This window comes from Superficieibacter electus (assembly GCF_002915575.1).
GTDB lineage: Bacteria > Pseudomonadota > Gammaproteobacteria > Enterobacterales > Enterobacteriaceae > Superficieibacter > Superficieibacter electus.
The window spans coordinates 289,710-311,043 of sequence record NZ_PQGD01000003.1 but is presented as its reverse complement, the minus strand read 5'-3'; the positions used below and the strand labels follow the sequence as shown (position 1 = coordinate 311,043).

Annotated in this window: 18 protein-coding genes and 1 pseudogene; 7 read left to right on the top strand and 12 right to left on the bottom strand. The window is 55.7% G+C overall.

Features of this window, described 5'->3' with window-relative positions; genetic code table 11:
• Positions 1-63: 63 nt before the first annotated feature.
• A pseudogene (umuC, locus tag CHU32_RS05385) lies at positions 64-1,116 on the top strand (translesion error-prone DNA polymerase V subunit UmuC); the annotation flags it as partial.
• A gap of 65 nt (positions 1,117-1,181) precedes the next feature.
• On the opposite strand, the gene dsbB reads toward umuC, so the two are convergent.
• Positions 1,182-1,712 carry a disulfide bond formation protein DsbB gene (dsbB, locus tag CHU32_RS05380; protein ID WP_103674751.1) on the bottom strand — a complete coding sequence of 177 codons (531 nt, stop codon included), beginning with the start codon at positions 1,710-1,712 and terminating at the stop codon, positions 1,182-1,184.
• A gap of 284 nt (positions 1,713-1,996) precedes the next feature.
• On the opposite strand from dsbB, the gene fadR reads away from it, so the two are divergent.
• Complete coding sequence (gene fadR / locus CHU32_RS05375; RefSeq protein WP_103674750.1) at positions 1,997-2,716, top strand: fatty acid metabolism transcriptional regulator FadR; 720 nt, start codon at positions 1,997-1,999, stop codon at positions 2,714-2,716.
• Positions 2,717-2,769: 53 nt separating this feature from the next.
• Here the strand turns inward: fadR and CHU32_RS05370 are convergent, their stop codons facing one another.
• Positions 2,770-4,302, bottom strand: a complete 1,533-nt coding sequence (locus CHU32_RS05370; RefSeq protein WP_103674749.1) for a SpoVR family protein — start codon at positions 4,300-4,302, stop codon at positions 2,770-2,772.
• Between the two features lie 321 nt (positions 4,303-4,623).
• Here CHU32_RS05370 and CHU32_RS05365 point away from each other — a divergent pair, with 321 nt between their 5' ends.
• Together CHU32_RS05365 and dadX are read left to right on the top strand one after the other, a co-directional pair.
• On the top strand, positions 4,624-5,922 hold the full coding sequence (locus tag CHU32_RS05365; RefSeq protein ID WP_103674748.1) for a D-amino acid dehydrogenase: 1,299 nt from the start codon (positions 4,624-4,626) through the stop codon (positions 5,920-5,922).
• 9 nt (positions 5,923-5,931) lie between these two features.
• Positions 5,932-7,002 (top strand): catabolic alanine racemase DadX, encoded by a 1,071-nt coding sequence (gene dadX / locus CHU32_RS05360; protein WP_103674747.1) that lies wholly within the window; start codon positions 5,932-5,934, stop codon positions 7,000-7,002.
• A gap of 23 nt (positions 7,003-7,025) precedes the next feature.
• On the opposite strand, the gene CHU32_RS05355 is transcribed toward dadX, so the two are convergent.
• Entirely contained in the window at positions 7,026-7,622 is a 597-nt protein-coding gene (locus CHU32_RS05355) for a hypothetical protein (RefSeq protein WP_103674746.1), read from the bottom strand.
• A gap of 73 nt (positions 7,623-7,695) precedes the next feature.
• Here CHU32_RS05355 and CHU32_RS05350 point away from each other — a divergent pair, with 73 nt between their 5' ends.
• A complete protein-coding gene (locus tag CHU32_RS05350) occupies positions 7,696-8,148 on the top strand; it encodes an Rpn family recombination-promoting nuclease/putative transposase (RefSeq protein WP_103674745.1) in 453 nt (150 codons plus the stop codon).
• Between the two features lie 79 nt (positions 8,149-8,227).
• Here CHU32_RS05350 and CHU32_RS05345 read toward each other — a convergent pair whose 3' ends face one another.
• Both CHU32_RS05345 and ldcA read right to left on the bottom strand, forming a co-directional pair.
• Entirely contained in the window at positions 8,228-9,961 is a 1,734-nt protein-coding gene (locus CHU32_RS05345) for a potassium/proton antiporter (RefSeq protein ID WP_103674744.1), read from the bottom strand.
• A 99-nt stretch (positions 9,962-10,060) separates the two neighbouring features.
• Positions 10,061-10,975, bottom strand: coding sequence for a muramoyltetrapeptide carboxypeptidase (gene ldcA / locus CHU32_RS05340; protein WP_103674743.1), 915 nt, complete (start codon positions 10,973-10,975; stop codon positions 10,061-10,063).
• A 95-nt stretch (positions 10,976-11,070) separates the two neighbouring features.
• Between ldcA and emtA the strand changes: the two genes are divergently transcribed.
• Positions 11,071-11,682, top strand: a complete 612-nt coding sequence (gene emtA, locus CHU32_RS05335) for a membrane-bound lytic murein transglycosylase EmtA (RefSeq protein ID WP_103674742.1) — start codon at positions 11,071-11,073, stop codon at positions 11,680-11,682.
• Here the strand turns inward: emtA and ycgR are convergent, their stop codons facing one another.
• Positions 11,683-12,414, bottom strand: coding sequence for a flagellar brake protein YcgR (gene ycgR, locus CHU32_RS05330; protein ID WP_103674767.1), 732 nt, complete (start codon positions 12,412-12,414; stop codon positions 11,683-11,685).
• A 198-nt stretch (positions 12,415-12,612) separates the two neighbouring features.
• Between ycgR and CHU32_RS05325 the strand changes: the two genes are divergently transcribed.
• Positions 12,613-12,864 (top strand): GlsB/YeaQ/YmgE family stress response membrane protein, encoded by a 252-nt coding sequence (locus CHU32_RS05325; protein WP_103674741.1) that lies wholly within the window; start codon positions 12,613-12,615, stop codon positions 12,862-12,864.
• 48 nt (positions 12,865-12,912) lie between these two features.
• Here the strand turns inward: CHU32_RS05325 and CHU32_RS05320 are convergent, their stop codons facing one another.
• From CHU32_RS05320 to CHU32_RS05295, 6 genes are all read right to left on the bottom strand, one after another.
• Positions 12,913-15,030: a TonB-dependent siderophore receptor gene (locus CHU32_RS05320; RefSeq protein ID WP_176691617.1), complete on the bottom strand. Its 2,118-nt coding sequence runs from the start codon at positions 15,028-15,030 to the stop codon at positions 12,913-12,915.
• 194 nt (positions 15,031-15,224) lie between these two features.
• On the bottom strand, positions 15,225-16,904 hold the full coding sequence (locus CHU32_RS05315) for an alpha,alpha-trehalase (RefSeq protein WP_103750800.1): 1,680 nt from the start codon (positions 16,902-16,904) through the stop codon (positions 15,225-15,227).
• A gap of 147 nt (positions 16,905-17,051) precedes the next feature.
• Positions 17,052-17,849 (bottom strand): ABC transporter permease, encoded by a 798-nt coding sequence (locus tag CHU32_RS05310; RefSeq protein ID WP_103674739.1) that lies wholly within the window; start codon positions 17,847-17,849, stop codon positions 17,052-17,054.
• Entirely contained in the window at positions 17,842-18,600 is a 759-nt protein-coding gene (locus CHU32_RS05305) for an ABC transporter ATP-binding protein (RefSeq protein WP_103674738.1), read from the bottom strand. Before CHU32_RS05305 ends, CHU32_RS05310 begins: the two co-directional genes overlap by 8 nt.
• Entirely contained in the window at positions 18,597-19,904 is a 1,308-nt protein-coding gene (locus CHU32_RS05300; protein WP_103750799.1) for an acyl-CoA thioesterase/bile acid-CoA:amino acid N-acyltransferase family protein, read from the bottom strand. The genes CHU32_RS05305 and CHU32_RS05300 overlap by 4 nt, the downstream gene beginning before the upstream one ends.
• Positions 19,901-20,965: an ABC transporter substrate-binding protein gene (locus CHU32_RS05295; protein ID WP_103674736.1), complete on the bottom strand. Its 1,065-nt coding sequence runs from the start codon at positions 20,963-20,965 to the stop codon at positions 19,901-19,903. The genes CHU32_RS05300 and CHU32_RS05295 overlap by 4 nt, the downstream gene beginning before the upstream one ends.
• Positions 20,966-21,334 lie beyond the last annotated feature (369 nt).

The window sequence follows — 21,334 nt, the reverse complement described above, 5'->3', positions numbered from 1 at the left end:
GGTCTGACATACCTAAAGCGCGCGTGCTTTGAGTCGGTTACTAATTAAGCTGTTGAAATTGTATTCCACATAAATGCCGATATGAGCCGGCGGGTCATGTCAATTCTGGAAGAGATAACGCCTGGCGTCGAGATGTACAGTATTGATGAAGCCTTTTGCGATCTGACCGGGGTGGCTAACTGCCGCAACCTGAACGATTTTGGCCGCGAAGTGCGTGATATCCTGTGGCAGAGAACCCATTTGCGCGTCGGTGTGGGCATTGCCCCGACCAAAACGCTGGCAAAACTGGCGAATCATGCCGCTAAAAAATGGCCGCAAACCGGAGGCGTCGTCGATCTGTCAAACACTGCTCGCCAGCGCAAACTGATGGCGCACTTATCGGTTGAGGAGGTCTGGGGCGTTGGCCGACGGATCGCCAAAAAACTCACCATGATGGGCATTGAAAATATCCTGCAACTGGCGGATGCGGATATCCGCTTTATCCGCAAGCACTTTAGCGTCATTCTGGAGCGAACCGTGCGTGAACTGCGCGGTGAACCCTGCCTGCAGATAGACGAATTTATTCCTGAAAAGCAGGAGATCATGTGCTCGCGCTCGTTTGGCGAACGACTGAGTGATTATCAGCCAGTGCGCGAAGCGGTATGTAGCTATGCGTCGCGGGCGGCCGAAAGAATGCGCGGTCAGCATCAGTATTGCCGCTTTATTTCAGTTTTTATCAAGACTTCCCCCTTCGATCCGTATCCCGCCCGTTATGACAACAGTGCTTCCCTGCGCATCAATGTCCCTACCCAGGATACGCGTGACATCATTGAGGCAGCAGTAACGTGTCTGGACGCCATCTGGCGGGAAGGGCATCGCTATCAAAAAGCGGGCGTTATGCTCAGCGATTTTTTCAGCCAGGGCGTCGCCCAGCTTAATCTGTTTGACAGCAATATACCGCGCCTGAATAGTGAGGTACTGATGCAGACGCTGGATAAGCTCAATAAAAAACAGGGAAGGGGAACGCTATTTTTCGCCGGACAGGGTATTGAGCAACCATGGCAGATGAAGCGTGAAATGCTTTCTCCGCGTTACACCACGCGCTTTTCTGATTTGTTGCGCGTGCGTTTGCGCTAGAGGCGATGTGCCCGGCGGTGCTGCGCGTACCGGGCATGGAGAAGGATGTCGCGGAGATGGTTGAATTAACGACCGAACAGATCGCGCTTTTTCGGCTTAAAGGGCTGCGCAATCACCACCAGCACCGCGATGATCAGATAAGCGGCGAAAATGCCTACCAGCCATTGCGGCATTTCCAGCGTCAGAAACGACCACTGACGCTCCGCGCAGTCACCAGAGGCAACAAACACCTGCGGTAGCCAGTGATCCAGCGGTAGCCAGCTCGGGAAGCTTGCGGCAAAATCACAGGTCTGGAACGGTGACGGATGCAGTTGAATCATGGTGTGTTCCCACGCCAGCTGTACACCACGCCAGGCGCTATACAGCCAGATAAGGATCGCCACGTAGCGCAGCGGCGTTTTGGGCGCTATCGCCCCGACCAGACCCGCGCCCATAATCCCAAAAAGCGCGCAACGTTCATAAATACACAGCACGCAGGGCTTAAGCAGCATAACGTGCTGGAACCACAGCGCGACCATCTCCAGCGCGAAGGCGGTCAGCGCCATTAACAACCACGCCCCACGACCACGAGAGCACTGGTTAAGAAATCGCAACATAATCATTTCCCTGGAACATGCTAAGAGACCGCAGTGTAAACGAAATCATTCAGGACGCCACTAGCAGTAAAGAAAATATTGCGTAAATGCGTATTTACTATGCGAAAAGTCAAATCGGACGATAAAGCTGCCGGTAAAGCAGCAGAAATTGATATTGGCGCACGAAATAAAAGCTGAAAAATGAAACGGCGATCCCTTTTTAATTGAGTATCCATGCTATCTGCATACGAAGCGCTCTGGTATGATGAGTGAACGTTGCAACGCTGAGTAATGGAAACATCACTATGGTAATAAAGGCGCAAAGCCCGGCGGGTTTCGCTGAAGAGTACATTATTGAGAGCATCTGGAATAGCCGTTTTCCGCCTGGTTCTATTCTGCCAGCCGAACGCGAACTCTCAGAATTAATTGGCGTAACGCGCACGACTTTACGTGAAGTATTGCAACGCCTGGCCCGTGATGGCTGGCTGACCATCCAGCACGGTAAGCCGACCAAAGTAAATAATTTCTGGGAAACCTCCGGGCTGAATATCCTTGAAACGCTGGCGCGCCTCGATCACGAAAGTGTTCCCCAGCTTATCGACAACCTGCTCTCGGTGCGTACTAATATTTCAACCATTTTTATCCGCACCGCATTTCGTCAGCATCCGGAGCGTGCGCTGGAAGTGCTGAGTAGTACCCAGGCGGTGGAAGATCATGCCGATGCTTTCGCAGAGCTGGACTACAACATTTTCCGCGGGCTGGCTTTCGCCTCCGGCAACCCAATTTATGGCCTGATCCTCAATGGCATGAAAGGGCTGTATACACGCATTGGCCGTCACTACTTTGCTAATCCCGAAGCCCGCAGTCTGGCGCTGGGCTTTTACCACCGGCTGGTAGAGATTTGTGAAAAGGGCCTGCATGAGCAGGTGTATGACACCATCCGTCGCTACGGGCGTGAAAGCGGTGAAATCTGGCATCGGATGCAAAAAACGTTGCCGGGTGATTTAGCCATTCAGGGAAGGTAATACCTGTGCTAAACGGCTGACCGGGTCGGGCAATGCGCCCGCCCGGTGCATTTTTACAGCGAATTCAGCTTCGACGGGCAGCGCTCCAGAAGCTCAATGCTACCGTCGGCATTCTGTTGCTCCAGCTGGACATCAAATCCCCACAGACGATGCACGTGTTTAAGCACTTCGCGACGTCCTTTATCCAGCGGCACGCGATTATGCGGAATGTAACGCAGCGTCAGCGAACGATCCCCACGCAAATCCACGTTCCACACCTGAATGTTAGGCTCAAGGTTACTCAGGTTATATTGTGAAGACAGGCGGGAGCGCAGCTCGCGATAGCCTTCTTCATTGTGAATGGCAGAAATCTCCAGATAGTTATGGTGATCATCATCCACTACGCTGAACAGGCGGAAATCACGCATCACTTTTGGCGACAGGAACTGGCTGATAAAACTCTCGTCTTTGAAATCGCGCATCGCGAAATGCAGTGTCTCCAGCCAGTCAGAACCGGCAATATCCGGGAACCAGTATTTGTCCTCCTCCGTGGGCGACTGGCAAATCCGTTTAATATCCTGGAACATGGCAAATCCCAGCGCGTAAGGGTTAATGCCGCTGTACCACGGGCTGTTATACGGCGGCTGGAAAACAACGTTGGTGTGGCTGTGCAGGAATTCCAGCATAAACCGCTCGGTCACTTTGCCTTCATCATAAAGGTGATTAAGAATGGTGTAGTGCCAGAACGTAGCCCAGCCCTCATTCATGACCTGAGTCTGTTTTTGCGGATAAAAATACTGGCTGACTTTGCGTACAATACGCAGGATCTCACGCTGCCACGGTTCGAGTAGCGGGGCGTTTTTCTCCATAAAATAGAGTAAATTCTCCTGCGGCTCGGAAGGGTAGCGGCGCGCTTCAATCACTGCGCGTTCTTCATCCCGTTTTGGCAGCGTACGCCACAGAGTGTTGACCTGGCTTTGCAGATACTCTTCACGGCTTTTCTGCCGCGCTTTTTCCTCCTGAAGCGAGATTTTCTGCGGGCGTTTATAGCGATCCACCCCGTAGTTCATCAGGGCGTGGCAGGAGTCCAGCAGTTTCTCAACCTCATCCACGCCATAGCGTTCTTCGCACTGGGTAATATAGTTGCGCGCGAATATCAGGTAATCAACGATAGAACTGGCGTCGGTCCAGCTACGGAAAAGATAATTATTTTTAAAGAAGGAGTTATGCCCGTAACAGGCGTGCGCCATTACCAGCGCCTGCATGGTAATAGTATTTTCCTCCATCAGGTAAGCGATGCAGGGATTAGAGTTAATCACAATCTCATACGCCAGACCCTGCTGACCGTGCTTATACAGGCGCTCCGTCTCAATAAATTTTTTACCAAACGACCAGTGCGGATAGTTAATCGGCATCCCGACGCTGGAATAGGCATCCATCATCTGCTCAGAGGTGATGACTTCAATCTGGTGCGGGTAGGTATCCAGCCGATAGTGTTTGGCGACACGGTCAATCTCCTGGAGATAAACCTCCAGTAAATCGAACGTCCAGTCGGGTCCATCGCTCAAACGTATCGTGTCCTTATTCATGGAATCAATCGTTGCCATTAGCGCGCCCTCATTGATGGCGACCCTCTCTGTGTGGAAGGCCTCATTTCAAGCATAGAACAACGGATAAAATGCGTGCAGGGAGAGAAATTTTTTCTTTGCCGGATCGCCAATGAAAAGCCATAAAAAAACGCAGTGTGGCAGTTTTTTATACTGGATAAAAATCACCTTTAGCATGAGATACCAAAAGCAGCGTTTCCATAGCTGACGGGCATGATGTGAGGTAGCTCACCATAAAAAAGTCGAATGTTGAATAATATTTTCATCTGGGTTATCAATTTGTAATCAGACGATTGTTCTTTTACTCATGATGGAGTGGATATGCACGTTGTCGTACTGGGAAGTGGCGTCGTAGGCGTAAGCAGTGCCTGGTATTTACGCCAGGCAGGTCATGAAGTGACGGTCATTGACAGGGCATCCGGCCCGGCGCAGGAGACCAGCTTTGCGAATGCCGGACAAATATCGCCAGGTTATGCTGCGCCCTGGGCCGCGCCTGGCGTACCGCTAAAGGCCATCAAATGGATGTTTCAGCGCCACGCGCCGCTGGCAATTTCGCTTGACGGTACCCCGTCCCAGCTTAAATGGATGTGGCAGATGCTGCGCAACTGCGACACCCGTCACTATATGGAAAATAAAGGGCGGATGGTGCGTCTTGCCGAGTATAGCCGCGATTGCCTGAAGACGCTGCGTGCTGAAACCGGTATCCAGTACGAAGGGCGGCAGGGGGGAACACTCCAGCTATTCCGTACCGCGCAGCAGTATGACAACGCCGCGCGCGATATCGCGGTGCTGGAAGACGCAGGGGTGCCATACCAGTTGCTTGAGGCCAGCCGGCTGGCGGAGGCGGAACCTGCCCTGGCAGAAGTCTCGCATCACCTTACCGGCGGGTTGCGCTTACCGAATGATGAAACGGGCGATTGCCAGCTTTTCACCCAGCGGCTGGCAGAAATGGCCGAACGCGATGGCGTCTTATTTCGCTATAACACGGCTGTCGATCGGCTGTTGTATGAAGGCAACCGCATTTACGGCGTGAAGTGCGGCGACGAAATTATCAAAGCCGATGCGTATGTCATGGCGTTCGGCTCCTATTCCACCTCCATGCTCAAAGGGCTGGTGGATATTCCGGTCTATCCTTTAAAGGGCTACTCGCTAACCATTCCGATTGCTGAAGAGGATGGTGCGCCGGTGTCTACTATCCTTGATGAAACGTACAAAATCGCCATAACCCGTTTTGAACAGCGCATTCGGGTCGGCGGTATGGCGGAGATTGTCGGTTTTAATACGGAGCTTCTACAACCGCGCCGGGAAACCCTGGAAATGGTGGTGCGCGATCTCTTCCCACGCGGCGGGCACGTTGAACAGGCCGCTTTCTGGACCGGCCTGCGGCCCATGACGCCGGACGGTACGCCGATTGTCGGGCGCACGGCGTATAAAAATTTGTGGCTGAACACTGGCCACGGGACGCTGGGCTGGACCATGGCCTGCGGCTCCGGCCAACTTATCAGCGACCTGATATCAGGTCGGACACCCGCTATTCCGTTCGACGATCTGGGCGTGGCACGCTACGGGGCAGGTTTCAGACCGTCATCCTCCACGCATTTGCATGGTGCACACTCATAAGGAGTTGTTATGTCCCGACCTGTCCTCGCCACGCTGGATCTCAGTGCGCTGCGGCAGAATTTACTGACTGCTCGCCGCGCTGCGCCTGATGCCCGCGTCTGGTCAGTGGTTAAGGCGAATGCCTACGGACACGGGCTGGATCGTATCTGGAGCGCGCTGGCGGGAACCGATGGCTTCGCGCTGCTTAATCTGGAAGAAGCGATTCTGTTACGCGAGCGCGGCTGGAAAGGCCCGATCCTGATGCTGGAGGGGTTTTTCCATGCCGATGAGCTGGAGCTGTTTGATAAGTACCGACTCACCACCAGCGTCCACAGCAACTGGCAGGTTAAAGCCATTCAAAACGCGCGGCTGCACGCTCCGCTGGATATATACCTGAAGGTCAACAGCGGCATGAACCGCCTCGGTTTTATGCCGGATCGCGTTCATACGGTCTGGCAACAGCTACGCCGCCTGCATAACGTTAGCGGCATGACGCTGATGGCACATTTTGCCGACGCGGAAAAACCAGACGGTATTACCCACGCCATGCAGCGTATTGAGCAGGCGGCGGAAGGGCTCGACGCGCCACGCTCGCTGGCTAACTCGGCGGCGACGTTATGGCATCCGCAGGCCCATTTTGACTGGGTCCGGCCAGGCATTGTGCTGTACGGCGCATCACCGTCCGGGCGGTGGCAGGACATTGCCGACAGTGGCCTGAAACCCGTTATGACGCTCAGCAGCGAGATCATCGGCGTGCAGAATCTGAAAGCGGGCGACACGGTGGGCTATGGCAGCCGCTATCGCGCCGGCGGCGAGCAGCGAATTGGCATTGTCGCCTGCGGCTACGCCGATGGCTATCCGCGTCACGCGCCCGACGGGACGCCGGTGCTGGTGGACGGTGTGCGTACCCGGCTGATCGGTACGGTGTCGATGGATATGTTGACGGTCGATCTTACCCCGTGTCCGCAGGCGGGAATTGGGACGTCGGTCGAGCTATGGGGGCAGGAGATTAAAATCGACGATGTCGCGCACGCCGCCGGTACCGTTGGCTATGAATTGATGTGCGCCCTGGCTGCGCGGGTGCCGGTTGTGACGGTGTAACGTTTAGCGGGTGATGTACCCGCTTATTGTTCGGGAACGTCATCATCCTCAACGGCCATCAATTCACGTTGACTATCTGCATCTTCTTTATCCCATTGGGATTCACATTGTGTGACACGAATAATCTTGTAGTCGCTGACGATAAAATGATTCGCCACATAGTTTTCGTCGTCGGGAATCAGATTGATTTTGGGATAGCCTTTAAACCAGTAAAGGTAACAGGCCGGCCAGCGGTTTTGCTTGTCAAAGCGTCTCTCCATAAACCAATCAGGAAATTTAACGTAAAATTCCCGGCCCGGTAACGCGTTGCCATCTGCACGCAGCGCCTCCTCACGCTCATCTTCGGCTGGGGTATAAAAATCATCAGGAATGATCCGATCGCGTTCTTCTGGCGTTAGCCAGTTCTTATCTTTGAGCCTGGTTGTGTCGCCCTGATTATCTTCCAGCCGCAAAATGCGATAAGTCGCACACTCCCCGCAGGCGTAGCGCATATCGATAGCATAAATCTCTACAACCCGTTCTTTATGCCCCAGATCGCTCGCGTACTGCGCAATATTGAACCAGTATCCGCCTGATAACAGCAGTATGAGCGCTGCCAGCAGGCCAATTTTTTTCTGCATACCGTCATCATCCTTAATGAAAATATTCTCTATAAGACATAAAACACTGTGGTAAAGCGAAGGAGTCGCAAGCATGAAGAAAAAACAGGTTACATCAACTCCCGTGGATATTACCGTCATTCCGGATGATGATATCATGGAACACCGCAGCATGGCCGCACTCACGCTACTGCAAAAACACATTTATCAGCGTGACTTAATTGAACTTATCGATAAACTGGGGCGGGTTTTGCGGGCGGATTATAATACCGGACAACAGGTAATATCGCTGGTAAACTACATCATACAGGTGGGTGAATCAGCAGATGCAGAGGCTTTTTTACGTGAACTGGCACAGCGTGTGCCGCAGCATGGAGATAAACTCATGACTATTGCACAGCAACTGGAGCAGAAAGGAATTGAAAAAGGACGGATCAAGGAAGCCCTGAAAATAGCCCGTAATCTGTTGCAAAAGGGGATGTCTCATGAAGCCATTCTGGAAGTGACCGGCCTGAGTGAACGGGAGCTAAAACAGTTACATTCTTGATCGCCACCCTGTTACGTTAAAAGTAGCCCTGAGCAGGCAGGGAAGTGGAAACGGCGTCCTGCCTGCGTCAATGATGCCATTATTCCGCCTCATCCTCCGCCACGCGGACACCCACTTTGCGCACGTCATTGTCTTCTTTTTCCGCCACTGTCCACACCATACCAGCAAATTCCACCTGATCGCCGACGACCGGTGCGGCACCTAGCAAATGTTGCACAATCTCACCGAGTGACAGCTGGCCGTCACGAAATTCCTCGCCACCTTCCAGGCCGTAAATCAGCGCCACGTCGGCGAATTTGGCGCTGGCTTCGAGGATAAAATCGCCGAAGAAACGCTGGTCGAGCGAGACCGGCGGCGACTGGCTGAACAGTTTGCCAAGCGCCGGCAGATCGCGCTCACGACCAATCACGCACAGCACATCGTTTTCCCGCAGCCGCGTACTGCCGGTGGGGTGCAACAACGCATTATCACGAAACAGCGCCGCAATGCGGGTTTCACGCGGCATATGCAGATCGCGCAGCGCCGCGCCAACGCACCACTGATCGGCACTCAACTGATAAATAAACTGCTCCCACGGATTGTCCGGATGAATATCCAGCCCGACCCGCGACTCTGGCCAGCCAACGGGCGGTACCACCACTTTGGCTTTTTTCGCCGCCCAGCCGAGCGAGGTTCCCTGAAGCAAGAGTGAAATTAACACCACAAAGAAGGCAACGTTAAAAAACAGCCGCGCGTTTTCCAGCCCCGCCATCATCGGGAAGACGGCCAGAATAATCGGTACCGCGCCGCGCAGTCCCACCCAGCTAATAAAAATACGTTCGCGCAGATTAAAGCCGCGAAACGGCAGCAGAGAAGCAAACACCGAGAGCGGCCTGGCGACAAAAATCATCCATGCAGACAGGATTAGTGCCAGCGCGGCAATAGGCAGCAGGTCGGAAGGCGTGACCAGCAAGCCCAGCACCAGGAACATACCAATCTGCGACAGCCACGCCAGACCATCAAAGTTTTGCAGAATGCCAAAGCGGTTGCGGATAGGGCGGTTGCCCAGCCAGAAACCGCACAGATAGACTGCCAGAATGCCGCTACCGTCAAGAGAGGTGGTCAGGGCAAACACCAGAATTCCGCCACTCAGTGCCAGCAACGGATACAATCCGGCAGGCAACACAATCCGGTTGATCATCTGCTGTAATAAATAGCCGCCAAAAAGGCCAATCATGATCCCCAGCCCGAACTGCTGAATAATATGCACTACGAACATCCAGCTTAAGGCGGTTTCATGCTGCTGGATCATCTCTATAAGCGTGATGGTCAAAAATACCGCCATCGGATCGTTACTGCCAGACTCAATCTCCAGCGTCGAGCCAACGCGTTCGTTAAGCCCTTTACCACCCAGCAGCGAGAACACCGCCGCCGCATCGGTTGAGCCAACAATCGCGCCAATCAGCAAGCCTTCAATCATATTAAGATGAAAAAGCCACGCCGCCATCATCCCGGTCAGGCCGGAGGTAATAAGCACGCCGATCGTCGCCAGCGAGATCGCCGGACCAAGAGCCACGCGAAAAGAGCTGGCCTGGGTACGCATCCCGCCATCCAGCAGGATCACCGCCAGCGCCAGGTTACTGATCATATAGGCCAGCGGATAGTTGTCGAAGGGAATGCCGCCCACGCCATCAACACCCGCCAGCATGCCGATAGCCAGAAAGATAACCAGGATAGGAATACCAAGACGCGACGAAAAAGAACTCAATAAAATGCTACTGGTGATTAACACCGAACCCAAAATAAACAGACTAATTATCGCCGCGGCATCCAAAGTTCACGTACTCCTCATCTTCGTGAATGGTCTTTACGAAAAAAGTTACCATATTTGCGAGAAATCGATGGGATTAATACGTGCCATGAATGGTTTTTTTTATTCGTTTAGCACCGGATGACCAGTTATCGAAAGCGTCGTGGCCGCTCCGTGATGCATCAGCCTCGCCTGTGCGCCGAGCGGTAACGTCACCGTGCGAGGCTCATGACCAAAATCCAGACCGCTAATCACCGGCACCTTCAGGCGCGAACGTACATAGCGACACATACTCTGAAGATCGTAACCTGCATCATAATCATTGGCGGCGACGCCGCTAAAACTGCCAAGCACGATTGCCTGCTGGCGGTTGAGAATGCCCGCATAATGCAGCTGCAATAGCATGCGCTCAACGCGAAACGGATGTTCATTAATGTCTTCAAGTACCAGAATGCCATCGTCAATCGCCGGTAACCATGGCGTGCCGATAAGCGACACCAGCATCGCCAGGTTGCCGCCCCATAGCGTGCCGCAGGCATGACAATCCGGACCGTCGCCGCGCCACTCAAGGGTAAAGGCTGGCTCGCGCAATGCCTGCCAGAAATGATGTTCGGTAAACGCCTGTGGCGTTTCGGCACCAAAATTGCCAGCCAGCATCGGGCCGCTAAACGTAATGACATTACCCATCGCCAGCAGGCCCATCTGGATGGCAGTAAAATCACTATGGCCGCAAATCAGCAATGGTTCCTGCTGCTGGCGTGCTGCCAGCCCCGGCCAGTCGATATCGTCCAGCAGACGACTGGCTCCATAGCCACCGCGCACCGGCATCACGATGCGGTTTGCACCTTTAAGCGTCGCCAGCGCGTTGATATCCGCCAGCCGGGCCTCTTCTGTTCCCGCAAAGCGCTGCTCACGGCGCAGGATCGCTTCACGATTTTCAACCCGATGTCCGGCAGCTTCGAGACGTTCAACGCCTCGCGCCGCGGCACTCTGGTTGATGCAATAGCCGGAAGGCGCAATAAGATGAATCAGAGACATGGCATTTCCTTGCTGGTAATGAAACGGTTATCATGCAGTTAACCCCAACCGTTGTCATCCGCAGCGGCGGATCGCAGGTATAAAAGGATTGATGCGTGAAATTAAGATGGTTTGCTTTTTTGATTGTATTACTGGCCGGATGTTCTTCAAAACAGGATTATACCAACCCGCCGTGGAACCCTGAAGTGCCGGTGAAACGCGCGATGCAGTGGATGCCAATAAGCCAGAAAGCGGGTGAGGCGTGGGGCGTCAGTCCGCGGCTGATCACGGCGATAATTGCCATCGAATCCGGCGGTAATCCGACGGTTGTCAGCAAATCCAATGCCGTAGGATTGATGCAGCTTAAAGCCTCAACGTCGGGGCGCGACGTGTATCGCCATATGGGCTGGAGTGGGCAGCCGTCCACCAGCGAACTGAAAAATCCGGAACGCAATATCTCAATGGGCACCGCCTATTTGAGCATTCTGGAGCACGGTGCGCTGGCGGGGATCAAAAATCCTGAAACCATGCAATACGCGCTGGTGGTGGCGTATGCCAACGGGGCAGGCGCATTGCTCAGAACCTTTTCGTCCGATCGCAAAGAAGCGATTGAAGAGATTAACGATTTAAGCCCGGATGAATTTGTTGAGCACGTTGCCGACAAGCATCCATCGCCGCAGGCTCCGCGCTACATCTGGAAGGTGCAGAAAGCCATGGACGCCATGTAATCAGCGGACTTTTTTGGCGCGTTCGCGCGCCTCGCGCTCCAGTGAGAAGATAATGCGCTGGAGTTCGCGTTCCGCCGCCGGGCTGACGTTGAGAAAACGAAAACTCAGTCGCGGCGTGCTGATGGTTTCATTTTTGCCGTCAACAACTTTGCGCTCGGTAATGGCAATCAGCTGAACGTCAAAGTGAAAGCGTCCCCATTCTCCCATATCCAGTTCAATCTGCGACAGGCGCACGCCAGGCTGTAAGCTTTCCGGTGGCGGATTGTCCATTAATGCGCCCATCCCGCCTAGCGACAAATCGTACAGCCGAAAACGTATCACGCTGTTATCGGCGAGTCTGGCATGACAAAAGTAAGCCGGATGCAGCGGCGCGCTGATGCGGAAATATTCTCGCCGCTGCAAAAACCACAGCGACGGCGGCAGGGGAGTAATAAACGCCGGTAGTTGCTGCCAGGCAGCGCTTCGCAGCACGGGCAAATGAAATTCGACCTTCGCGCCCTGGGTTTCGGCGGTGATCTCAATGTTCTGCGCCCGCTGAACGGCGCTGTTTTCATAATCCTGGCTGCCGAAGTCGATGACCAGTTGTTCCTGGCTCACATCGAGGATGCGGCTGATAAACTGCCCGGACGCCCAGCACACGCGGATAGGGATTTGCTGCTTGTGCAAATCGCGCAGGACGCCGAGTACCGCCAACGGGTTTTGTTTAAGAAATTGTTCACTGTGATGAGTCACGCCCAATGGTTCCCTGATGATCTTTCTTTGCTGAAGTATCGGCGGCTGGCGGCAGAACTTCATAGCAGCTAATCGATTTTTTGCCAGCGAGAAAAAATTTCTCCAGCGCCGCACTTTTATCAGGAACTACCTATACTTGAATCGTTAGCGCAGGGAAACAACACCTGCATTTTGTGTGACTTACAGGAGGATGGACGAATGGGTATTATTGCCTGGATCGTATTTGGATTAATTGCAGGTATTATTGCCAAACTGATTATGCCGGGACGCGACGGGGGTGGTTTCTTCCTCACCTGTATCCTCGGGATCGTCGGTGCGGTGGTCGGTGGCTGGCTGAGTACGCTGTTTGGTATTGGTGGCCCGGTAAGCGGCTTTAACCTGGGTAGCTTTATGGTCGCAGTGGTGGGTGCCATTGTGGTTCTGGCTATCTTCCGCATGGTTCGCCGGTAACCCGTACTGCTGTTTTCGCCGGGCAGCAGATGCTGCCCGGCACGTTAATCAAAAGTCGTAACCCACCGTGGCAATCACGCTACGTTCCGCGCCTACATAGCAGTTTCCTGTGCCATAGCAGCCCGCCACATACTCGCGGTCGGTCAGATTGTTGGCGTTAACCTGCACAAATGCCCCTTTCAGTGATGGCGTCCACGCGCCCAGATCCGCTCGCACGGAGGCATCCAGCAGGGTGGTCGACGGCAGGCGTTCGGTATTCTGGTCATCAGCCCACTGCTTGCCGATATAGCGTACCCCGGTGCCCACGCTGATGCCGCCCGCAAACTGATAATGCGCCCACAGTGAAGCCATCTGATCCGGCGTTAACTGCGGCATATTACCGTCATTGCCGTCCAGTGAATCCTGGAAGCGCAGACGGTTCCAGGTATACGACGCAATGGTACTCAGTTCAGGGGTGATCTGATTACGTGCTTCAAGCTCCACGCCCTGTGAATGCACCTTTCCGGCCGGAATAAAGGTGGCGGTGGCAATATTAATATCGCGCGTCGCCACGTCTTTCTGGGTTAAATCATAAATTGCCACGCTGTAAAGATCGGACGTCCCCGGCGGCTGGAATTTCAGCCCCGCCTCATACTGCTCGGCGGTGGTCGGTTTCAGCAGCGTACCGTCAGCACCGGCCAGCGTTGCCGGGGTGATGGCTTCGCTGTAGCTCAGGTAGGGCGACAGGCCGTTTTCAAAGGCGTACAGCAGCGAGGCGCGGGTACTAACGTGATCGTCAGAACGCCGACTTTTCGTGCCATTGGTATCGCTAACCTGCTCAGAAACAATGCGGTCAAAACGCCCGGACAGATCCAGATGCCAGCGATTCCACACCATCTCATCCTGGAGATAAACCCCGGTCTGATAGTAGCGGCGGTTGTTATAGTCGCTGTAGTCCACGGTATGCCCGGTTTGCGGCGTATAGCCGGTAAACGGGTTCAGCGCGGCGGCATCACCTGCGCCGGTCCACAAATCATTGCGGAAGCGATGATATTCGCCACCGAGGACAACGGTGTGCGTCACATCGCCGGTAGCGAAATCAGCCTGCACGCGGTTGTCGGTTGACCAGGCGTCCAGCGATCCGCGGGAACCGCTGTAACCGCGGGCCAGATCGTCTGAACCGTCGATCCAGCCGACCTGATAAACCTGGTCGAGAGAGACGTTGGAGTGGGTGTAGCTACCGCTGGAATGTACCGACCAGATGTCATCAAACTGGTGGTCAAACTCCATGCTGTAAATCTGCTCGCGACGTTTGTAGCCGTCACCCGGATCGCCCTCATTAGTATGATTCGACAGCTTACGACCATTGTGCGCATAGCGGGTACCGTCCAGCGGCAGTGAACCGTGATAACCTCCGGACGGATCTTTTTGCAGATAGGCGCGCAGCAGCAGGCTGGTGTCCGAATCCGGCTGCCACAGCAGGGAAGGCGAAATGGCGTAACGTTCTTCGCGCGTATGGTCATACTGGGTGTCGCTGGTGCGCGTCATACCAATAATACGGTACGCCCACTGATCGTTGATGGCATCGGTGTAGTCAAACGCGCCGCCTTTCGTATTCTGTGTGCCGCCGCTCAGCCGGACGTGGCCTTCCGACGTAAATTGCGGACGTTTTGAGGTCAGGTTGACCAGCCCGCCCGGCACGCTCTGGCCGTACAGCGCCGACGACGGGCCTTTCACCACGTCCACGCGCTCAATAAACCACGGATCGATCTGCATCACGTTATGACTGCCGCCGTCGCTCATCAGACGCATGCCGTCAAGGAACAGGTTATCCACGTCGCCGCCGTGGAAGCCGCGTAGCGACACGGTGTCAAAACGGGTCGCGCCGCCGCTGAAATTAGAGTACACCCCCGGCGTATAATTCAGCGCCTGGCTGATGGTATTGGCCCCCTGATCGTCCATCTGCTGACGGGTCACGACCGAAACCGACTGGGCGGTGGTGATCAGCGGCTCATCGGTTTTGGTCGCGCCGCGCGAGGTTTTGGCGGTATAGCCTTTGGTTGGCGCAACAGCGGATTCAACCGGCGCGGCGGTCACCACTACTGTTTCTTCTGCCAGGGCATAGTGAGGTAGCGCCAGCGCCAGCGCGCAGGCTAGCGTAGAGCGTTTAGCAATCAATCGGGTCATCGCACATTCCGGGATTGTGAAAAAAAGTAACTGAGAAATGCGAATTATTATTGTTATCGTTTTTATATTCAAGCAATTTGCGCAAGGAAATCCCCGGCAAATCAAGGGATTCCGCCGTTAAGTCCGTACAGGAAAAGAAGAATTATTGAAGCAAGAGGGAACCCACTACCAAAACGGGTAGTGGGTCAGAGTGATTACTGCGCCTGTTTTTGCGTCATTGAATCATCATTCGCCGCCTGCGGGCGGGAGGAGGGAACGTTGTCACAGGGTTTTTCTTTCGGACAGACTAAATCGAGCATCTTCAGCGTGACGCCATTCGTCCAGCCAAAACCATCCTGAAGGGGATACTCGCCGCCGCCACCGCCGGTACCGGTGGAACTGACGTCATACTTCTCGACCAGTTTCTTCTCGCGATCGTAAGTGTGCTGCACATTGGTCAGGAATCGCCAGGTCACATCCATCGCTACTTTTTGATGACCATAATTTTGCAACCCTTCGGTGGCCACCCATTGCAGTGGTGCCCAGCCGTTTGGCGCATCCCATTGCTGTCCGGTGTTGACGGTAGTGGTGGTGATCCCGCCGGGCTTCAGCAGTTGTGATGCGGTCGCCGTAGCGACTTTATCCGCCCGGTCTTTGGCCGCCGCATTCACGTATAGCGGGAACAAGGCGGCGGCGGTAAGCTGATTACGCACCTTCTTCGTTTTCAGATCGTAATCGGCATACCAGCCGTCTTTGTCGTTCCACAGGTACGTTTCCATCGCCCGCTGGCGCGCGCTGGCGTCGGCGTCATACTGACTGGCTTTCGCACTGTCACCGGCCGCGTTGCTGGCGCGGGCCAGCACTTTTTCCATTTTAAACATCAGCGAGTTCAAATCCACCGGCACAATGCTGGTGGTGCGCAGGGTGCCAAGCTGATTCGGATCGTCCATCCAGCGGGAGCTGAAGTCCCAGCCGGAAGCCGCACCGGCGCGCAGATCGCGGTACACCTCAGTGGCCGGGCGATTCGGCGTGTTCTTCGCGGTCGTCACATCGTCAAGCCACGACTCGGTACGCGGCGCATCGCGCTCGTCCCAGTAGCGGTTCAGTACCGCGCCGTCATCCAGTTTGACCACCCGTTTATTGCTCTGCCCGGCGGTAAGTGCATCAGCACCTTCCATCCAGTAATTGTGTTCTTTTTCCAGCTGCGGCAGATACTGTTTTAACACCTCATCGCCCTTGTGGTCGGCCAGCAGTTCCACCATAAACGCAAAGAACGGCGGCTGTGAGCGGCTGAGGTAGTAACTGCGGTTGCCGTTGGGAATATGGCCGAAGGCGTCAATTTCATACGCGAAGTTGGCGATCATATCCTCAATCTTATCCCAGTGCCCGCTCTCCGCCAGCCCCAGCATGGTGAAGTAACTGTCCCAGTAATACACTTCGCGGAAGCGGCCGCCAGGAACGACATAAGATTTAGGTAACGGCAGCAGGGAATCCCACTTGCTGGCGCGATCGGTGGTGCGGGTCAGCACCGGCCACAGGTTGTCGATATGCGCGCGCAGGCTTTCACCTGCTGGCGGCACGTACTTTTCGCCTTCAGCGGGCAGGGTAAAATTTACCTCGACAAAATGACGCAAATCGAAGCCTCGCTGGCTGCGCTGCATCCGGTAATCGGCGAGGATCATCAGCGGATCGCCTTTCGGCACCGCATCGGCAAAGGTCTTTTGATCGGGGAAAAGTTTAGCGCTCTGCACATCGGTAAACAGCGGGCCGAGCAGGATATCCGGCGGCTGCTTCAGCGCATCATCCGCCAGTGCCGACCCGGCGGCAAAAAGCAGCGTGCCAAGTGCAATATTCAGCGCCAGCTCGGAAGGGCGGCGCGTAGCAGGTATTGTCATCGATTATTCTCCTTAAGCCAGGCGATCAGCGGATCGGCTGCAATCAACCATCTGAAAACCTTAGACGAATATCGACCACACCGTGCGATGAATGTGGCATTTTGCGGCGCAGCAGACATTTTTGCACCGCAAACGGGTGAGCAAAAACTACCTGTCGCCAGGCTTCTTATGTCGTTGATGACGCACAGCTGCGCCACCCTCCCAGAAAACAAGCCGATGCTGAAGCCAGCGCACCGTTTGCGCGCCGCACAGGCCAATCAGCGCCAGCAGCACGACGCCAGCAAACATGCTCGACAGGCTCATGCTGACCGAGCTTGAGGCGATCAAATACCCCAGTCCGTTTTGCGCCGATAGAAACTCCGCCACCACCGCGCCGATTAACGCCAGCGCCACACCTATCTGTAGCCCGGCAAAAATCTCGCCTGCCGCTGAAGGAAGCTTAACGTGAAACAATAGCCAGCGACGCGAGGCGGAAAATGCCCGGCAGGCATCCAGCAGTTCGCTATCGGCGCGACGAATACCGTTCACCGTATTCACAAACAGAGGGAAAAAGCACACCAGCGTCACCAGCACGATTTTCGACAGCATACCAAAGCCAAACCACACCAGAATAATCGGCCCCAGCGCCACTTTCGGCGTCGCCTGAAGCGCCACCAGCAGCGGATAAACAAACTGCTCAAAGGTGCGGGACTCCGCCAGCGCGACGCCGAGCACAATCGCCAGCAGGCTGCCAATCGCATAGCCGCTCAGCGTTTCCCCGAGCGTAGTGGCGATATGCGGCCACAGGCTGCCGTCGCGAAATCCCGTAAGCAGCGCCTGCCAGACGGCCGCAGGCGAGGGCAGCAAATAATCTGGTATGGCAAAAAAACGCACGCTGCCCTCCCAGATCAGTAACAGCACCGCGAGGCTAATAAAAGGGTACAGCAGCGGTAAAAATCTACCCATGGGTAAAATATCTCCGTAAATGCTGGCACAGGGCCATAAACTGCGGGTCGGCCAGCGTTTCAAGGGTGCGTGGGCGCGCCAGCGGAACGGCCAGCTCCTCAACGATCTGCCCTGGACGCGGCGACATCACCAGCACCCGGTCGGCAAGGAATACCGCTTCCTGAATGCTGTGGGTAATAAACAGCACCGATTTACGCTGCTGCCCCCAGATGCGCTGTAGCTCCAGGGTCAGCGCCTCTCGAGAGAGCGCATCCAGCGCGGCAAAAGGCTCATCCATTAATAAGAGCTGCGGATCGTGGAGCAGCATCCGCGCAATACCGACCCGCTGCTGCATACCGCCTGACAGTTCAAAAGGATAATCTCCTGCGAAATCGGACAGCCCCACTAACTCAAGCATCTGGAGGGCGCGTATCCTCGCCGGTTGGATCGGCATCCCAAGGGTGCGGGCCGGTAAGAGAACGTTTTCCAGTACGCTCTTCCACGGCAACAGGTTGGGCTTCTGAAACACCACCCCTGCGTCACGTCCCGGCCCGGTAACCAGGCGCGATGCCACCCGCACCTCGCCGCGCGTGGCGCTGATAAGTCCCGCGGCCAGTTTTAAGACGGTGGATTTGCCACAGCCGGAAGGCCCCAACAGCGCGACAAACTCGCCATCGCCCACCTGTAAGTTAACATAGTCGAGAGCATTGATTTCGCCGCGCCGGGTGGCATAGGTCAGGCCGACGCCGCGCAGTTCAAGGGCGGCGCTCATTTCACCTCCTGATGACCGGCCACGGCGTTGGCGAGAAATCCCAGCACCTGTTCCCAGCTCTGACGGTTCGCGCGGGCGTTGGCGACCGGCGTTCCGCCACCGTCGATGACCACCCCGGCGACCGGATGGACTTTGGCAATCTCGGTGGTGGGGACAAAAGGAAAGCCGATAGCGTGACCGCTGTGCGCGTGTCGCTGATGCACTACCGGCCAGCGGTGCGCATGGGTGCGCAGATCGGCGGCGATCCGTTCGCAATAATCGGTGGAAGGCCAGAAGCCATCATCAGTGCCGGAAATGAGCAGCACCGGTCCGCCAATGCGTTCTACCGGAATGCGCGCCGCCGCCAGGCTCGGCGCGTCGCGCTCAACATTCACAAACGCCGGGGCCTGACGTATGTGAACCCCGGGCCGCGATGGATAATCAAATGCGTGCCAGTCGGCATGGGGATTATCCTGCCAGATATTACGCAGCGGCTGACCGTGCCATGTCCAGGCGGGGGCATCGCGCGGCTCATCCGGTCTGCCTGCCCGCAGCGTGCCGTGGATCACGGCGCTGGGAACGTAGCCAATCACGGCATTTACCTGTGCCGGGAACGTGGCCCCCAGCAGCAGCGCCAGTTCCCCGCCGCGGGAGTGCCCCGCCACGGCTATAAAACCGTTACGCGGGTGCAACGTCTGACGGGCAAAGTCCAGTGCAGTGGCAAAATACTCCAGCGGCGTGGCCGAAATCGTCTCTGGCCGTCCGGGCGCGTTAAAATAGGCCAGCGCAAAACCAATATAACCATGGGCCGCCAGCAGCGCGGCCCGCTGTTCAGGCGTTCCGCCCCCCGAGCCATTAAGCACGATCACCCGCGGGTGAGGGCCATCGCCGGGCGGGATAAACAGCGTGCCGGACAGACCGTTTTCCCGCACCTCCTGGCGGGTAACGCCGTCGGCCAGAAAACGCTGCGTCACAACGGCGTCAGCCGTCGCACCCGCGGCATCAACAATTTGTAATCTTATCCGGCGGGGCTGAAGGCGGTCACTCTGCGCCGGGTCAGTCGGCGGCGCGCTCTGGCGCAGCGACCAGATCGGGGCCATCGGCTCGTTTTCCGCCCAGTCTCCCTCCAGCGGTACGGTAGTATCCACATCCAGCGAGCCGTCCTGACCAATCAAAAAGCGGGCGCTACTTTGCCAGCGGCTGCCGTCAGGATGCGCCAGCGAGGCAGTCAAACGGGTGATGCCGGGAGCGAGGCCGTGGGCATGCACGTGACGCGGCTGGTCGATCAGCCCGTCGGCAATATCAATATCAATGACCGCGTTCATTTTGCCGCCTCCGCTCTGGCACGCAGGGCCGCTTTATCGAAATCATCAAACGCCGGGACAAATTCATTGGAGAAGATTTTCTCCACCGGCACCGCGGCGTCAGGGAATTCTCCCGCCTTTGCCATCTCCGCGATGGCCCTGCGGATCACATTAAGATCGTACTCGCCGGGCTGGCGGCGTGACCCGTCCGGCCGGTAGAGCGTGCGCTGAAGACGTTTAGTAAGCAGGGCTTTGTCATCGGTAAAGCCTTTGCCGTCGGCGTCCGCAGGTTTGCTTTCCGGATGCTGACGCCAGAACGCCCGCACGCAGTAGCCGGGGTTAATGTCGCAGACGTACTGCGCCTCGGTCCAGGCACGACCGAAACGACGGATCAGATCGGGATGGTCTTTAAAGGTATCCTGATGGGCGATAAAACCGTTTCCCGGCGCTTCCTGAAACACGTCCGGGTAAGGGATGCGGCGAATTTTCGTGCCGGTCAGCTCAAAGATATCGCCCCAGCTGTTGTTGTAATTGAGCGCATCAACTTGATGGCTGCGCAAGGCCTGAAAACCGGAACCCAGCACGCCAACGGCGACAAACTGCACATTCTTACCCGGCTCAAGCCCGGCCACCCGCAGCGCGGCGCGACTGTTGGGCAGGGTACCCCAGGTGAGCGCGCCGACACCGATAGTTTTACCTTTTAAATCGGCCAGCGTTTTAATCGGCGAATCTGCCAGCACGGTATATTCCAGCGTCTGGGCTGGTGTACCGTTATAAAAATAGCGCAGCGGAAGCGGATTTTTGCCGTTGAAATAGCTGGAAATGACCGGTTCCGCAACCGGAAAACCAAAGGTTACGCGTTTACTGGCAACCTGCGGCAGCAGCGCTCCCGCCCCCTGGAACACCAGCACTTTGACCGCGAGGTTCTGTTCTTTAAACAGCCCCAGCTCTTCCGCTGCCGCATAAGGCGCTCCATCGTGAACGGCGGGAGGAATGGCGAGGGCGACGGTTACGTCATCCGGCGTCTGCGCGTGGGCGACGCCGATAACGCTCAGGGTAATCAACAACGAAGTTAAGCGCATGGGAAATCCTTGACCGTGTGAAAACGGCCAGGTTAGAGCATGCCTGTCCTGAGCAGAACGAACATTTCTCGCAAACCTTATAACGAGAATGCGTCTGGTGGGCTGCTTAACAACCCACCGCCTTGTGGCCTTGGTATTGCCGTGGCAGAACGCCATTAATAAGCGGCTGTTCATCTTCTCGCCATCGCGCAGCAGTACTGGCCTGCGGCACCATTGAGCGGATAACGCCGAGTGTGGTGGTCTGCTCTTATCCATGCTGTGAGCATCTCAGCTCAGACAAATTTGCGCAGTCGATTGCTGTTTTTGTTATTAGAATTCGGCGCAAATCCGATCCTAGAATGGCCCCACTAAGAACATCAACGTCAGGCT

Coding starts and splice junctions, on each gene's coding strand:
- CHU32_RS05305 (WP_103674738.1), bottom strand. CDS start 18,600: ATGAGCGCCGCCCTTGAACTGCGCGGCGTCGGCCTGACCTATGCCACC.
- ldcA (WP_103674743.1), bottom strand. CDS start 10,975: ATGTCTCTGATTCATCTTATTGCGCCTTCCGGCTATTGCATCAACCAG.
- CHU32_RS05310 (WP_103674739.1), bottom strand. CDS start 17,849: ATGGGTAGATTTTTACCGCTGCTGTACCCTTTTATTAGCCTCGCGGTG.
- CHU32_RS05325 (WP_103674741.1), top strand. CDS start 12,613: ATGGGTATTATTGCCTGGATCGTATTTGGATTAATTGCAGGTATTATT.
- CHU32_RS05365 (WP_103674748.1), top strand. CDS start 4,624: ATGCACGTTGTCGTACTGGGAAGTGGCGTCGTAGGCGTAAGCAGTGCC.
- fadR (WP_103674750.1), top strand. CDS start 1,997: ATGGTAATAAAGGCGCAAAGCCCGGCGGGTTTCGCTGAAGAGTACATT.
- dsbB (WP_103674751.1), bottom strand. CDS start 1,712: ATGTTGCGATTTCTTAACCAGTGCTCTCGTGGTCGTGGGGCGTGGTTG.
- CHU32_RS05355 (WP_103674746.1), bottom strand. CDS start 7,622: ATGCAGAAAAAAATTGGCCTGCTGGCAGCGCTCATACTGCTGTTATCA.
- CHU32_RS05320 (WP_176691617.1), bottom strand. CDS start 15,030: ATGACCCGATTGATTGCTAAACGCTCTACGCTAGCCTGCGCGCTGGCG.
- CHU32_RS05350 (WP_103674745.1), top strand. CDS start 7,696: ATGAAGAAAAAACAGGTTACATCAACTCCCGTGGATATTACCGTCATT.
- CHU32_RS05295 (WP_103674736.1), bottom strand. CDS start 20,965: ATGCGCTTAACTTCGTTGTTGATTACCCTGAGCGTTATCGGCGTCGCC.
- dadX (WP_103674747.1), top strand. CDS start 5,932: ATGTCCCGACCTGTCCTCGCCACGCTGGATCTCAGTGCGCTGCGGCAG.
- CHU32_RS05370 (WP_103674749.1), bottom strand. CDS start 4,302: ATGGCAACGATTGATTCCATGAATAAGGACACGATACGTTTGAGCGAT.
- CHU32_RS05300 (WP_103750799.1), bottom strand. CDS start 19,904: ATGAACGCGGTCATTGATATTGATATTGCCGACGGGCTGATCGACCAG.
- CHU32_RS05315 (WP_103750800.1), bottom strand. CDS start 16,904: ATGACAATACCTGCTACGCGCCGCCCTTCCGAGCTGGCGCTGAATATT.